Origin of the sequence: Pseudomonas sp. BIGb0176 (assembly GCF_024810175.1) — a bacterium.
Classification (GTDB): domain Bacteria; phylum Pseudomonadota; class Gammaproteobacteria; order Pseudomonadales; family Pseudomonadaceae; genus Aquipseudomonas; species Aquipseudomonas protegens.
The window spans coordinates 1638253-1654616 of the sequence record NZ_JANUEC010000001.1 but is presented as its reverse complement, the minus strand read 5'-3'; the positions used below and the strand labels follow the sequence as shown (position 1 = coordinate 1654616).

Sequence of the window (16364 nt, the reverse complement as noted above, 5' to 3'; positions counted from 1 at the left end):
CTATCTGGATACAAAAATAGTTCTAGTGGCTAATTGCGCAGAGCGCCAAAACTATGCTTGGGCGCTCGAAGATGACTTTCTGAAGGCTGTCATATAGGCCTGTGGAACATCGTTAAGTTGTGTTGGCTTCGATGTTGTCGGGGCTGTTTTGCCTTTGCGGATATGCAAAGGCCTTTTGCAAAAACGGCTATTCACAAGTGCATTCTTATTGAGGATTGTAGACGGGTTTTCCCAACCCACGATTGTCGAATGCAGGAGCGTACGTCTATGGACGGAGAGGAAGTTAAAGAAAAGATTCGTCGCTACATCATGGAAGATTTGATCGGGCCAAGTGCAAAGGAAGATGAGCTTGATGACCAGACTCCACTACTGGAGTGGGGCATTCTCAACTCGATGAATATCGTCAAGCTCATGGTCTACATCAGGGATGAAATGGGTGTCTCGATTCCAAGTACCCATATCACCGGCAAATATTTTAAAGACCTGAATGCAATATCCAGGACTGTCGAGCAACTAAAGGCCGAGTGCGCCTAACAGGGAGTGGGCAATGAGCGATCATGATTATGATGTAGTGATTATCGGTGGCGGGCCGGCGGGTTCGACCATGGCCTCCTACCTGGCAAAAGCCGGTGTCAAATGCGCGGTGTTCGAAAAAGAACTGTTCGAGCGCGAGCATGTTGGCGAGTCGCTGGTACCGGCCACCACTCCGGTGCTGCTGGAAATCGGGGTGATGGAAAAGATCGAGAAAGCCAACTTCCCGAAGAAGTTCGGCGCTGCCTGGACCTCGGCAGATTCCGGCCCCGAAGACAAGATGGGCTTCCAGGGGCTGGACCACGATTTCCGTTCGGCGGAAATCCTCTTCAACGAGCGCAAGCAGGAAGGGGTCGATCGCGACTTCACGTTCCACGTCGACCGCGGCAAGTTCGACCGCATTCTTCTGGAGCACGCAGGTTCGCTGGGGGCCAAGGTCTTCCAGGGCGTGGAGATCGCTGACGTCGAGTTTCTCAGCCCGGGCAATGTCATTGTCAATGCCAAGCTGGGCAAGCGCAGCGTGGAGATCAAGGCGAAGATGGTGGTGGATGCCAGCGGTCGCAACGTGCTGCTGGGCCGCCGGCTGGGCTTGAGAGAAAAGGACCCGGTCTTCAACCAGTTCGCGATTCACTCCTGGTTCGACAACTTCGACCGCAAGTCGGCGACGCAAAGCCCGGACAAGGTCGACTACATCTTCATTCACTTCCTGCCGATGACCAATACCTGGGTCTGGCAGATCCCGATCACCGAAACCATTACCAGCGTGGGCGTGGTTACGCAGAAGCAGAACTACACCAACTCCGACCTCACCTATGAAGAGTTCTTCTGGGAAGCGGTGAAGACCCGGGAGAACCTGCATGACGCGCTGAAGGCATCGGAGCAGGTCCGCCCGTTCAAGAAAGAGGCGGACTACAGCTACGGCATGAAAGAAGTCTGTGGCGACAGCTTCGTGCTGATCGGCGATGCCGCACGGTTCGTCGACCCGATCTTCTCCAGCGGCGTCAGCGTTGCACTCAACAGTGCGCGCATCGCCAGCGGCGACATCATCGAGGCGGTGAAGAACAACGACTTTAGCAAGTCCAGTTTCACTCACTACGAAGGCATGATCAGGAATGGCATCAAGAACTGGTATGAGTTCATCACGCTCTATTACCGCCTGAACATCCTCTTCACCGCGTTCGTTCAAGACCCACGCTACCGCCTGGACATCCTGCAATTGCTGCAAGGGGACGTCTACAGCGGCAAGCGCCTGGAAGTGCTGGACAAGATGCGCGAAATCATCGCTGCGGTTGAAAGCGACCCGGAACACCTCTGGCACAAGTACCTGGGCGACATGCAGGTTCCTACCGCCAAACCCGCGTTCTAAACACTAAACACCCAGTCGAAGGAGATGACTGAATGGATGCTCGTGCGCCCATGGATTTTGAACCCATTGCAATCATCGGGAGTGGATGCCGCTTTGCCAAAGGTGCATCGACCCCCGAGGCATTCTGGGAGCTCCTTCGTGCTGGGACCGATTTTGTCGGACCGGTTCCCGCAGAGCGCTGGGACACAGCGGCGATCTACGATGAGAGCGCTGCTGAAACCGGTACGACCTACAGCAAGGTGGGGGCGTTCCTCGAGCACATCGACCGCTTCGATGCGCATTACTTTGGCATCTCGGCCTCTGAAGCCAAGGAAATGGACCCCCAGCAGCGCCTGCTGCTGGAGGTCGCCTGTGAAAGCGTGGCCCGTGCCGGCCTGACCCGCGAGCAGCTCAAAGGCAGCAGGACCGCGGTCTATGTCGGCATGCTGGGCATGGATTACCTGGCACTGCACTCCCGCGAGGCCGGCATCGAACAGATCAACCCCTACTATGCCGCCGGCAAGGAATTCAGCTTCGCCGCCGGGCGTATTGCCTACCACCTGGGTGTTCATGGGCCGGCAATGACCGTGACCACTGCATGCTCTTCTTCCCTGGTGGCCATGCACCTGGCCTGTCGCGCCTTGCAGGCAGGGGAGGCGGACATGGCCCTGGCCGGAGGGGTGAACCTGATGCTGGCGCCGGACCTGACGATCTACATGAGCCAGATCAGGGCGATCTCGCCCAGTGGCCGCTGCCGGGTATTCGATGCGGCGGCCGACGGGATCGTCCGGGGCGAGGGCTGCGGGGTCACGGTGCTCAAGCGCCTGGCAGATGCCCTGCTCGATGGCGACCCGATCCAGGCGGTGATCAGGGGCTCGGCGATCAACCAGGATGGCGCCAGTGCCGGCCAGACCGTGCCCAACGCCAATGCCCAGGCTGCGGTGATCAGCCAGGCCCTGAAAGTGGCCGGCTTGAGCGTGGACGACATCGACTATGTCGAGGCCCACGGCACCGGTACGCCCCTGGGCGATCCGATCGAACTCTCTTCGCTGGACAGTGCCTTCCAGGGGCGTGAGCGGCCGCTGTGGGTGGGCTCGGTCAAGGCCAACATGGGCCATCTGGATGCGGCCGCCGGAATGGCCAGCGTGATCAAGACCATGATGGTTCTCAAGCACGCCGAGGTGCCTGCGCAACTGCATCTTGCACAGTTGAACCCACTGGTGGACTGGAAGCGTTCCCGGCTGGCGGTGCCCACGGCGATCGAGTCGTTGCCCGACCGGCCGCGCCTGGCTGGAATCAGTGGTTTCGGGCTCAGTGGCACCAACGTCCACATGATTCTCGAAGATGCCAGCGCCTATCGGCAGGCACAGCCGCAGCAGGAACGATCGGCACAGGGCCGGCCCTGGGTCCTGCCGGTATCGGCCAGGTCCGCGCAGGCCGTGGTGGAGCAGGCCAGGGCCTATGCCGTTCATCTGCCGCAGCAGGACGATGGGCAATTGCAAGCCTTTGTCGCCAGCGCCATTCATCGTCGTGATCACTTTCCCTACCGGTCGGCCGTGGTGGGTGCGAACGCCGCGCAATTGAAGAGCCAGCTGGAGCAGTTGCCGGCCCCGACCTTGGCCTGCACGACGGACGAAGAGGATCGGCGCGGGCCCGTGCTGGTGTTTACCGGGCAGGGCGCCCAGTGGGTGGGAATGGGCCGCGACCTGCTTGAACGGGAGCCGGCCTTCCTGGCGATGATCCGGCGTTGCGACCAGGCGCTGGCCCAGTGGGCAAGCTGGTCGGTGGAGGCCGAGCTGCGCAGCGACGCCAGTGGGTCCCGCCTGCACCTGACCGAATTTGCCCAGCCCTGCATCTTTGCCATCCAGGTGGCGATCAGTGAATGCCTGCGCCAGTGGGGTGTGATCCCGGCGGCGGTGGTCGGCCACTCCATGGGGGAAGTGGCCGCGGCCTATTGCGCCGGAGCACTGGACCTGGAGTCGGCGGTGCGGGTCATCCACCATCGGGCCCAGGCCATGAAGGACACCCTGGGGCAGGGGCGGATGCTGGTGGTGGGCTTGCCCGCGCCGACGCTCCAGTCGCGTCTGGCGAACAACCCGCAACTGGAACTGTCGGTGGTCAACAGTCGAAACAGCTGTGTGGTGTCCGGCAGCCCGCAGGCTGTACAGGCTCTGGATCAGCAACTGCATGACGAAGGCATCTTCACTTACCTGATGCCGGCGGAATATGCCTTCCACTCCTGCCAGATGGATGAGTGCCTGACGCAGATCCGCGCGGGGCTGGAGGATTTGCCGGTGGTTGCCGCGCACACGCCCTGGATTTCCACCAGTGCGATGCCCGAGGAGCCGATCCTGGCAGATGCCGACTACTGGGCGAGGAATGCCCGTGGCATCGTGCGCTTCGATCGCGCCATCGAACAGTTGATCGAGCAGGGGCACCGGCTGTTCGTCGAGATCGGCCCGCACACCGTGCTGGCGGCGTCGATCAACCAGGCCCTGGCCGATAAGGGAACCCAGGGGCTGGTGTGCGGCGCCTTGCATAAGCAGGGCGACGCCGCCCTGGAGCTGGCCAGTATTGTTGCCCGCCTGTACGAGTGGGGCGCAGGTCCCGACTGGCAAGCCTTCCAACCCAGGGAGGCGGCGCTGGAGCTGCCGGCCTATCCCTGGCAGCAGGAGCGTTTCTGGTTTGCCCCGGCGCCGCGGCCGCAGCCGGCAGGGCTCGTGTCCCAGCTGCGGGCGCAGGTACTGGTGTATGACGCCCAGGGCAATCTCTGCGCCCAGGCCAACGATGTGGCGCTGAGCGTGCCGCAGCTGGCACAGGCCGCTGTGCCGGCACCGGCCAAGGTGCCCGCAGCGGCGCAGCCGGTGGGGGATGTGCGGGCGCAGATTGGTGCACTGCTGACGCAGATCATCGGCGTGGCCTGTGCCGACCCGGACCCGGATCGAGGCTTCTTCGAACTGGGCCTGAGCTCGATTTCCCTGGTTGAATTCAAGCGCATGCTGGAGCGCCAGTTCGCCCTCAAGCTGTCGGCGACCGTGGGCTTCGACTATCCCACCATCAACCGGCTGGGCCAGTACCTGGAAGGGCTGCTGTCCCGGGAGCCGGCCAGCACCCCGATAACGGTCGATGCCGGGGCGACCGACGCCGCGGGGAGCGTCGCCGTGGTGGCCATGGCGTGCCGGTTTCCCCAGGCCGACAGCCCCGAGGCACTCTGGAAGCTGATGCTGGAACAGACGGACACCGTGGGGCCGGTACCGCCGTCCCGGCTCGCCGGCGCCAAGCCGGAGGAAACCTTCCCGCGGTTTGCCAGCCTTATCCAGCGCCCCGAAGGGTTCGACGAAGCGTTCTTCCGCATTTCCCCCAAGGAAGCCCGGAGCATGGACCCCCAGCAACGGCTGTTGCTGATGGTGGCCTGGGAGGCTCTGGAACGGGCCGGTATCCCTCAGGAGAAGCTGCTGGAACAGAGGGTCGGGGTATTTGTCGGGGCCAACTCCCACGACTACGAAACCCGGGTCCTGGGTAGCGCGCAAGGCGTGGATGCCCACTACGGCACTGGCAGTTCGTTTTCGGCGATCTGCGGGCGCCTCTCGCATTTTCTCGGCGTGCGTGGGCCGAGCCTGACGGTGGACACCGCATGCTCGTCATCGCTCACGGCCATCCATCTGGCGTGCAACAGCTTGCGTGCCGCGGAGTGCGACATCGCGATTGTGGGTGGGGTGAATGTCATCGCCTCGGCGTCGATCTTTCAATCCATGGGGCAGGCCGGCGCATTGGCCCCGGACGGCATCAGCAAGGCCTTCGACGACAGTGCCGACGGTTACGGTCGAGGGGAGGGCTGCGGCGTGGTCATTCTCAAGCGCCAGGCCCAGGCCGAGCGGGAGCGTGACCCGATTGTCGCGACGATTCTCGGTTCGGCGGTCAATCACGACGGTGCCTGTGCCGGGCTGACAGTGCCCAATGGTCCGGCGCAAGAGGCGCTGATCAGCGAAGCACTGGCCAACGCCGGCGTGCATCCGGGGCAAGTCAGCTACGTCGAGGCCCATGGCACCGGCACGGTGCTGGGTGACCCCATCGAGCTCAACGCCCTGCACAACGCCTATCGCCAGGCCAGCCCCGACAGTCCGCCGCTGACGGTGGCCTCGGTCAAGGCCAATATCGGGCACCTCGAGGCGGCAGCGGGCATCGCTTCGCTGATCAAGGCCTGCCTGGTGGTGGAGCATGGCCGGATTGCCCCGCAAGCCCATCTGCAGCGGGCCAACACCCGTGTCGACTGGGCGGCCATGAACCTCAAGCTGGCGCATCAGGCCATGGACTGGCCGGGCCGGCCGGAGTCGCGGGTGGCCGGGGTGAGTGCCTTTGGTTTCACCGGGACCAACGTGCATGTGCTGCTCAAGGGCTATACGGCGCCCGCGACAGCGCCTTTGCCACCCGCCACAGCGCCAGTGGCCTTGTGCCTGTCCGCGGCCACCCCGGCGGCATTGGCGGAGCTGGCCCAGCGCTATGTGTCCTTCCTGGGCGCTACCGAGCACTGCCCACAGACCATCTGCTACAACGCGCTGATGCGGCGCACGGCGTTCAAGGAACGCCTGGTCGTCCACGGCCAGGATTGCCGCGAGCTGGCTCAGGCACTACAGGCCTGGCTGGCCGGCAGCCCCATCGCCAATGACCGCAAACCCGCGGCCGGCGAACCCTGGGCAACCCTGGCCGAGGCCTTTGGCCGCGGCGCCCAGCCGCCGGGCCCCGAGCGCTTGCCGGACGGCTGTCAGGCCATCGGGTTGCCCACCTATCCCTGGCAGCTCAACGACTACTGGATCGATGCTGGCCAGCCGGCTACGGCGGTGCAGCCCGCCCGGGCAGCCTCGGGCCATCCTTGCCTGCAGAGGCTGGTACGGCCGGCCGGGCAGCTCTGGTACTGGTCGGGGGCTCTCGCTCCCCAGGCCGGGCATTACGACCCGCTGGGCGAGCAGGGGTACAGGGTCAAGACTCACCTGTTGCTGGATGCCGTGCTCCAGGCGGTGCGGGAAACACCACGGGGCGTGCAGCAGATCCGCGACTTGCAGATTGCCCAGCTGCGTCTGCGCGGCGAACAGCACCTCACTTCGCACCTGAGCATCCACCTCACCCAGGCCCCTGACGCCTGCTTCGAACTGGCCTTGCAAGGGGCCGGCGACGAGCGCCGCCAGGTCTGCATGAGCGGAACCCTGGTTGACTGTGCAGCGCAGTTGCAGGAGGAAACCCTGCGCGGGGTGTCGATGCTCGATGAGCCTTCACCGCCGGCGCCGGACGTTGGCCTGTGCCCATGGTCCGGGTGTGCGGCCACGGGCGGGCAGCGGGCCTTGTACCGCTTTGCCCAGTCCCTGACGGCGGCCGAGCGCCAGACCCAGTTGCTGGCCAGTGTGGTCGAGCTGTTTGAAGGCGCCCACGCCGCCGCGCTGGTCGGGTTCTCCGGGCTCCAGGTATGGGCAGACCTGCCGGCGCAGGTATGGATTGTGCTGGCCGGTCATGACGCCGACAAACCCGACAGCCTGCAGGTAGTGGATGCCCGGGGTTGCCAGCTGGCGCTGTTCGAAGGTCCGCAGTTTGGCCATCCTGGTTCGTGGTACTTGCCCGACCTCCAGACCGCACCCCTCGACCTGCCGATGATCGCTCGCCAATGGCAGGACTATCCGATGCCGGGCGAGGGCGCTCGGCAACGCGAGGGCTACTGGATGGTGCTGGCCTGGAGCACTGCCGAGGTCCAGCCACTGGCTGCGGCGTTTGCGGCTGAACAGCGTCCGGTCGAAGTCATCGAGCTGCACGCCGGGCAACAACCTCTGGCCCGCAAACTGTCCTCGGCGTTGCGCGGGGCAGTGGCCGATCCGTCCTGCCTGGGGGTGATCGTTGCCGGCGTTGAGGCTCAGGAGGCCGACGGCCTCGGTATATCCCTGGTGGCCTCTGCGGCGCTGGTACAGGCCTTCGCCGGTGCGATCGGCAGCGTCGGAACACCGGCAAAGCCGGTCTGGTTCGCCCTTCATGCCAGTGATGCTGCATCGCCGGCCATGGCCGCTGTCCAGGCCACCTGGCAGGGCGCCGCGCATATCTTCGCCCTGGAGCATCCTGCCTGGTGGGGCGGTCTGGTGACTTTGCAGGGCAGCGACAGAAGAAGCTACGCCAGCCTCTGCCGGCTGTTGCACGGCCAACCTGGCCATGATCACTTTGCGATCAGCGGCGCCCGGGTCGAGGTGCAATACCTGGTGGAGGATCAAGCCGACCCGCTACAGCGCCTGGAGTCGCCGGCGCTGAACGGAACCGTTGTGCTGCATGCCGTCCCGGGATCTGACCTGGAGCCTGTGCTGACGGCGCTCGGGCAGCGGGGTGTGCAGCGTGTGCTGCTGCTCTGCGAGGCCCCCGGGCAACTGCACATGCCTGAGCGGATGCCCGAAGCGATGGCGATCAGCAGCCTCTCGGACCTGAGCCGGGAAAACCTGGCTGACACCTTCGCGACGCTGCGAGCGCAAGACCGCATCGCCGGCTTTATCCACCTCGATCTTGACTGGCGCACGGTTGCGCTCAAGGAGCCGGAATTTGTCGTGCGAATGCAGGAAGGCGTTCGGCCGCTTGAGATCTTGCAGCAGGTTCACCAGCTGATCGATGACCCTGAAGCGTTCTTCCTGATCCTGGGCAGCGTGTCTTCCCTGCTTGGCGGGGCCGGCTTCGCCCGCTCGGCGATTGCCGATGCATATGCCTTGTGGGTGCATGCACAGCGCCGGCGCCAGGGGTTGAACTGCCAGCTGCTGCAGCTGACGCAGAGCGAACAGGAGCTTGAGCAGGACGCCGCAGCCCGCACGGCCATGCAAGGCAGCGGCCTGCAGCCTTTGCAGCGCTCGCAGATAGTGCAGGCCATAGCCCGCGTGCTGGGTGGCCAGGGCCAGTGCGGGCTGCTCAATGTCGACTGGCAACAACTCAAAGGGCTGTACCTGAGCGTGCTGCCCTGGCCCTTGCTCGAACACCTGGGTGCAGCGGATAGCGCAGCGGATCAGCGTCTGGCCGAGCTGATTGGCCTGCCACCGCTGCAGCAGCGCCGGGCCATGCAGGCGCTGGTCTGCGAGGTAGTGGGGCAGGTGTTCGGCGTTGCCGATGGCCTGGAGCTCGATGTCAGGAAGGGCTTCTTCGACATGGGCATGTCCTCGGTCATGTCGCTGGACCTGCGCTCACGGCTGGGCCGGGCGTTGAGCATCGACCTGCCTTCGACCTTCGGCTTCGAATACACCTCCATCGAACAGGTCACGGACTACCTCATGGGCCAGCTCCTGGCGCCTGAAACCCGGGAGCCGGTGGCGGCGCCCGAACCTGTGTCGCCAGCGTCGCGGCATCAGGACCTGCATGAACTGTCACGGGCCGAGCTGATTGGTGCTCTCGAAGACGAGCTGCGCGATATCGCCAATTACTAGCCCTGGGGCTGGATGACAACTGCCAGAGAATCACTGATCGAGGCCTTTATGGATAACGATGTCCGCGATGTAAGCAAGGAACAGCTGCAAGAGAGTCTTGCTCAGGCAATCACCACCATCCGTGCGCTCAAGGAAAAGGTGGCCGGCAAGAGCTCGGCGCCTGTCGAACCGATCGCCGTAGTGGGCCTGGGGTGCCGGCTGCCGGGCAGTGCCGACACACCGAAGCGGCTGTGGAGCCTGCTGAAAAACGCCACCGATGCGGTGGGCGACATGCCCAGCGACCGTCTGTACGGCACCGACTATTACCATCCTGATCCCCAGGCACCCGGCAAGGCCTACGTCATGCGCGGTGGCTTCATCGAGGGGGTGGATCAGTTCGACCCGGGCTTCTTCGGCATTTCGCCCAAGGAAGCCGAAGGCATGGACCCCCAGCAGCGCCTGGCCCTGGAGGTCGCCTGGGAGGCCCTGGAGAACGCCGCGATCGCCCCCGACAGCCTGCATGGCAAGAAGCTCGGCGTGTTCATGGGGGTCAGTACCAATGATTACGTGCGCCTGCGCCAGCAGTTGGGCGCGGTCGAGGACGTCAACGCCTACCAGTTCTATGGCGAAACCAGTTTCGTGGCCGGGCGCATTGCCTACACCCTGGGCTCCAGGGGCCCGGCGGTGGTGCTCGACACCTCCTGCTCCTCATCCCTGGTGGCCCTGCACCAGGCCTGCAACAGCCTGCGCAGCCGCGAGAGCGAGCTGGCGCTGGCCGGTGGGGTCAACCTGATCCTGTCGCCCTACGGTTTCATCCTGGTCAGCAAGCTGCGGGCCGTGGCCCCCGATGGCCGCTGCAAGACCTTCGACGCGGCGGCCGATGGCTACGGGCGCGCCGAAGGCTGCGTGATCCTTGCGCTCAAGCGGCTGAGCGATGCGGTACGCGACCAGGACCCGGTGCTGGCCGTGATCGAGGGTAGTGCGGTCAACAACGACGGCGCCAGCAGCGGCATCACCGTGCCCAACATCCACGCCCAGGAAGAGGTGATCAGGCTGGCGCTCGGCCAGGCCGGGCTCCAGGGCAGCGAGGTCGACTATGTCGAGGCCCATGGCACCGGCACCGCGCTGGGCGACCCGATCGAACTGCACGCCCTGCATGCGGTACTGGGCAAGCAGCGGCCCGTGGATGCACCGCTGCTGGTGGGCTCGATCAAGGCCAACATGGGGCATCTCGAACCGGTCGCCGGGGTGACCGGGCTGGCCAAGGTCCTGCTGTGCCTGCAACAAGAGGCCCTGGTGCCCCAGGTGCACTTCAACACGCCCAACCCGCGGATCGAATGGGATCGCCTGGCCCTGAAGGTGGTCACCGAATCCACGCCCTGGCCACGCCAGGGCAAGGCGCGGCACGCCGGTGTCAGTTCGTTTGGTGTCACCGGCACCAACGCCCATGTGCTAGTGGGCGACGCGCCGCTGCGCGAACGTGCCCAGGGGCGCGACAACCCCTGGCAGCTGATCACTCTGTCGGCCAAGGGCGAGACGCCCCGGCGCCAGATTGCCGGACGCTATGAACGTTTTATCGCCGACAACAGCCAGCTCGAACTCAAGGACCTGTGCTACACGGCGAACGTCGGGCGGGCACACTTTGGCCATCGTTTCGCGGCCGTGGCCGATAGCCGTGAGGGGCTGCGCGAGCAACTGGCAGCCTATGCGTCACGCAAGGTGGTGGGGCATGTATTCGAAGGGCGCTGCCAGGGAGCGGCGGCGCCGCTGGTGATGCTCTTTCCGGGGCAGGGCTGCCAGTACCGGGCAATGGCCCAGGCACTGTATGACAGCGAACCATTCTTCAAGACGCAGATCGATGAATGCCGCGCCCTGTTGCAGCCGCTGATGGACGTGGACCTGCTGACCCTGGTGCTGGACGCGGGTGCGGCCAGTGACAGCTACCTGCAACAGACCCGCTATGCCCAGCCGGCGATATTCGCGGTCGAATATGCCCTGGCGCGGTTGTGGATGCATTGGGGGGTCGCTGCCGATGCGCTGTTCGGACACAGTTTCGGCGAGATCGGTGCAATCTGTGTGGCCGGGGCGGTATCCCTGGCTGACGCGCTGCGTATGGTGGAGGCGCGTGGGCGCCTGGCCCAGCAACTGATGACGGCCGGCGGTGCGATGTACGCACTGGGCATGAGCGAGGCGCAACTGCAGGAGCTGCTCAAGGACCGGCCCGGCAGCGCGATCGAACTGGCGGCGGTCAACAGCCCGCAGGACGTGGTGGTGGCCGGGCCGCAAGCCGAGGTCCAGGCGCTGGCCGAAGCGGCGCTCGCCAGCGGTTGCAAGGTCAAGAAGCTTGCGGTTTCCCATGCCTTCCATACCGCAGCCACCGAGCCGATGCTTGAAGCGTTCCGCCAGACGGTGGCGCAGATCACCTTCAGCGAGCCGCGCTTGCCGGTCATTAGCAGTGTCACTGGCCGGGTGCATACGCTCTCCAGCCTGAGCTCGCCCGATTACTGGTGTACGCACACCCGCCAGGCCGTGAGGTTCAGCGAAGGGGTCAACACCCTGATCGCAGAGCTGGGGGTGAAAACCTTCCTTGAAGTGGCCTCCGATGCTGTGTTGACGCCGCTGATCGGCCGTCACCCCCTGGCGGACGACAGCCTGGTCCTGGCCAGCCTGCGCCGGGCCGGCGATCCGTCCAGGGACCTGCGCCTGGCCGCCGCGCAGCTCTACGTGGGCGGCCATAACCTCGACTGGGCCCGGCTGCACGAGCATGACGGGGCCTTGCGCCAGGCCTTGCCCGGGTATGCGTTTCAGCGCCAGCGCTACTGGTTCGACAACGCCAGCGGCTCGCCCCTGCAACAGGTCGCTGCGGGAGCGGTCGGCCGGCTGCTGGGGCATTCGGTCAATGCACCCACTCCGGCATTCGAGTCGACGCTCGATAGCGCGCTCCTGCAGGCCGTGGGCGGCGAGATCCGCGATGACCTGGCGCTGCTGCGTCCTGACCGGTTGCTGGCAGCCCTGAGCGATGAGCTGGCCGGCCACTTGCAGCTGGACACCTATGGGGTGAGCCTCGCCAGCATCACCCCGGCCCTGGCGTTCCATGTCGATGACCAGTTGCATCTGTTCACCGAACTCAAGCCGCTGTCCGGGGCGGCCTGGGAGGTCAACTGCTCGGCCCTGAGCGCAGCGGCCAAGGTTGCCGGTGCCGATTGGCAGCCGGTCCTGTCGCTGACCCTGGAAGGCCTGCCGGCGGCTGTCCGGGGCGGCCTGCCGGACCCGGGCCATGCCGCCGCCCAGGACGCAGGCTTTGTCTACCACATGCAGTTGCCGGCAGAACCCGATCCGCACGGCAATCGTCTTGGGCAGGTCCTCGAGTACCTGGGGCAGGCGGTGCCGGGCGATGCGCCGGGCTCGATAAGCGGCATCCGCCGCTGGGTCGCCAGCCGGTCCGCTTCGCCCCGGGCACAAAGCCTGGTGATTGCCACGAGCCAGGCACATCCGCAGCAGTTCGACTGCGCCTTGTACGATGCGCACGGCCAGTGTGTAGGCAGCCTGGAAGGGCTGACCCTGGCTGCCGCCCCGAGTGAGGAGGCGCTGCGTGGCATGCTTTACCAGCCCGACGTGCTCTACAGCCTGGATTGGCTCGAACGCCCTCGCCAGCGCGCCGAAGTGCCGCAGCAGGGCCGCTTGTTCACCCTGGTCAGCCGCTCGCCGGAGACCGCCGCTCCCCTGGTCGAACACCTGCAGCGTGGCGGGCATCGTGCCCGGGTCCTGTGCCCGCAGCAGTTGCTCGATAGCGCGCGGAGGGTGCTGGCCCAGGACCCGAGCCAGGCATTGACCGATGAAGGCGAGGCCTTGGCCGCCGATATCATCGTGCTCGATGGCAAAGACATCGAGGATGCCGGCTCGACCACGCTGCAGAGCCTGTCGAGCCTGCAGGCGACGCTGTTCCACCCGTTGCTGGAGATGGTCCAGGCGCTCATCGAACTGGGCCCGCGCGGTGGCCGGTTGTGGCTGGTGACCCAAGGGGCAAACGCCGTTGGCCTGGATCGCGACCAGCCCTTGCAAGTGGCGACCGGGCCGTTGTGGGGGCTGGGCAAGACGCTCGCCCTGGAGCACCCCGAACACTGGCGCGGGCTGATCGACCTGGCCCCCGACGATCCTCACTGGGCAAGGGCGCTGGCCGAAGAAGTCAGTGACCCCGATGGCGAGGACAAGATCTGCCTGCGCCCGGGCAAGCGTTATGTCCAGCGCCTGAACCATTTCAGCACTGCGCAGTTGCCAGCACAGGCCTATGCACCTTGCCCGCAGGGCAGTTACCTGATTACCGGCGGCATGGGTGGAATTGGCCTGGCCATGGCCCAGTGGCTTCTGGATAAAGGCGCGGGCGCTGTGCTGATCACCGGCCGGCGGCCACTGGAGGATGTCGCCACGGGCCTGGAGCGCTTCGGCGCTGCGGTATCGCGGGTGAGTTACGTCCAGGCCGACATCACCTCGTCCCAGGACATGCAGCGGCTGTTCTGCGGTCTGGAGGCGTCGGGCGCGAGCCTGAAGGGCATCTTTCATGCCGCCGGGATTTCAATTCCGCAGGATCTCAAGGACGTCGACCGTGACAGTTTCGACCAGGTGATGCGGCCCAAGGTCGAGGGCACCTGGTTGTTGCACGAACTGTCCCTGGGGCTGGACCTGGACTTCTTTGTCCTGTGTTCGAGCATCGCCAGTGTCTGGGGTTCGCAGCATGTCGCCAGCTACGCAGCCGCCAATCAGTTCCTCGACAGCCTGGCGTGGCAGCGTCGGGCCATGGGCCTGAGTGCCCTGGTGATCGACTGGGGGCTGTGGGCCGGCGGCAGTCACCTGTTCGACGAGCAGGTGCTGAATTTCCTCACCAGCGTTGGCTTGAAACAGATCGCCCCGGTACAGAACGTCGGCCTGTTGTCGCGGATTCTGGCCAGCGAGCTGCCCCAGATGGTGGTGTCAGGGGTGGACTGGAATCGCTTCAAGCCACTGCTCGAATCCCGCGGCCCGCAACCGCTGCTGCAGTACATCCGCAGCCAGGCTCCGACCGCCAGGGCCGGCGACAGCAGCAACGTGGAGATCCTGCAGCAACTGGCGGGCGCCGACGAAGCTGCTGCCCTGGCATTGCTGGATGACTACGTGTGGGAGCAGTACGCGCAGTTGCTCGGGGTCAAGACCGAACAGGTGCGGGCCAAGCTCGAGGATGGCGGCAGCCTGATGGACTACGGCCTGGACTCGCTGCTGGTGATGGACATGGTCGCCCGCTGCCGGCGCGATCTGAAGCTGGAGATCAAGGCCCGCGAGTTTCTTGAGTGTCCGGGCCTGATGTGGCCGGACTTCCTGGCCCGTTCGATAAAGGAACAGGGCTGCGTGGCCGAGGCCTGACGGGCCGCGGGCAGTGCAACCCAGACCCATGATCTGTGATTGAGGTGGTTATGAACGATGTGCAGTCTGGCAAGGCGCCAGAGCATTACGACATTCTCTTGGCGGGCAACAGCATCAGCGTGATCATGCTCGCCGCCTGCCTGGCCCGGAACAAGGTCCGGGTCGGTTTGTTGCGCAACCGGCAGATGCCCCCCGACCTTACCGGTGAGGCGACGATTCCCTATACCTCGATGATTTTCGAGCTGATTGCCGACCGCTATGGCGTGCCGGAAATAAAGAATATCGCCCGCACCCGGGATATCCAGCAGAAGGTGATGCCGTCTTCCGGGGTCAAGAAGAACCTCGGGTTCATCTATCACCAGCGCAGCCGGGCGGTGGACCTGGGCCAGGCGCTGCAATTCAACGTGCCCTCCGAGCATGGCGAGAACCATCTGTTCAGGCCCGATATCGATGCCTATCTGCTGGCGGCGGCCATCGGTTATGGCGCGCAACTGGTGGAAATCGACAACAGCCCCGAGGTGCTGGTCGAGGACAGCGGGGTCAAGGTAGCTACGGCACTGGGGCGCTGGGTCACTGCCGATTTCATGGTTGATGGCAGCCAGGGCGGCCAGGTGCTGGCGCGGCAGGCGGGCCTGGTCAGCCAGGCTTCGACGCAGAAGACCCGGACCCTGGAATTCTCCACTCATATGCTCGGGGTGGTGCCGTTCGATGAGTGCGTGCAGGGCGATTTTCCCGGCCAGTGGCATGGCGGCACTCTGCATCACGTGTTCGACGGGGGCTGGGTGGGGGTCATCCCGTTCAACAACCATCAGCACTCGCGCAACCCTTTGGTCAGCGTGCTGGTTTCACTGCGTGAGGACCTCTGCCCGAGCATGGACGGCGACCAGGTCCTGGCCGGCCTGATCGAGCTGTACCCCGGCCTGGGGCGGCACCTGTCCGGCGCCCGGCGGGTGCGCGAGTGGGCGCTGCGCCAGCCGCCCCGGCAGGTCTATCGCACGGCACTCGAACGCCGCTGCCTGATGTTCGACGAGGGCGCCGCGAGCAACGATCTGTTGTTCTCGCGCAAGCTGTCCAATGCTGCGGAACTGGTTCTGGCCCTGGCGCACCGGCTGATCAAGGCGGCGCACAGCGGTGACTACCGCAGCCCGGCCCTGAATGATTTTGTCCTGACCCAGGACAGCATCATCAGCTTGAGTGACCGGATCGCCTCAGCGGCCTATGTGTCGTTTCGCGACCCCGAGTTGTGGAATGCCTTCGCCCGTGTCTGGCTGCTGCAGTCGATTGCCGCCACCATCACCGCGCGCAAGATCAACGATGCCTTTGCCAAGGACCTGGACCCGCGGGTGTTCGATGAAATCGACCAGCTCGCAGAGGACGGTTTCTGGATGCCTCTGTATCAGGGGTACAAGGATATTCTCAACACTACGCTGGGCCTTTGTGATGACGTCAAAAGCGCCAAGGTCTCTGCTGCGCACGCGGCGAGCAGCATCTTTGCGGAGCTTGCCAACGCCAGTTTTGTTCCGCCTATTTTTGATTTTGCTAATCCTCACGCTCGTGTCTATCAACTGACCACCTTGAGAAAGCTCAAGGCGCTCTGGTGGGGCCTGATGCAAGTGCCCTCAGAGGTCGGACGGCTGATTTTCTATCGATCCTTCAGAAAACCTTCCCTGCGCAAGGAGAGTTGA

Annotated in this window: 5 protein-coding genes; all 5 read left to right on the top strand. The window is 64.7% G+C overall.

The window, feature by feature from the left end:
• Nucleotides 1-267 precede the first annotated feature (267 nt).
• The 5 genes from M2395_RS06990 to M2395_RS06970 are packed head-to-tail and all read left to right on the top strand — an operon-like array spanning nucleotide 268 to nucleotide 16364.
• Nucleotides 268-534, top strand: a complete 267-nt coding sequence (locus tag M2395_RS06990) for a phosphopantetheine-binding protein (protein ID WP_011061078.1) — start codon at nucleotides 268-270, stop codon at nucleotides 532-534.
• A 13-nt stretch (nucleotides 535-547) separates the two neighbouring features.
• The gene (locus M2395_RS06985; protein ID WP_011061079.1) at nucleotides 548-1897 is read left to right on the top strand and encodes an NAD(P)/FAD-dependent oxidoreductase; all 1350 of its coding nucleotides are present in this window, start codon (nucleotides 548-550) and stop codon (nucleotides 1895-1897) included.
• A 32-nt stretch (nucleotides 1898-1929) separates the two neighbouring features.
• The gene (locus M2395_RS06980; RefSeq protein WP_123430861.1) at nucleotides 1930-9306 is read left to right on the top strand and encodes a type I polyketide synthase; all 7377 of its coding nucleotides are present in this window, start codon (nucleotides 1930-1932) and stop codon (nucleotides 9304-9306) included.
• Nucleotides 9307-9354: 48 nt separating this feature from the next.
• Complete coding sequence (locus tag M2395_RS06975; RefSeq protein ID WP_123430860.1) at nucleotides 9355-14679, top strand: type I polyketide synthase; 5325 nt, start codon at nucleotides 9355-9357, stop codon at nucleotides 14677-14679.
• Nucleotides 14680-14729: 50 nt separating this feature from the next.
• The gene (locus M2395_RS06970) at nucleotides 14730-16364 is read left to right on the top strand and encodes an NAD(P)/FAD-dependent oxidoreductase (protein WP_015635459.1); all 1635 of its coding nucleotides are present in this window, start codon (nucleotides 14730-14732) and stop codon (nucleotides 16362-16364) included.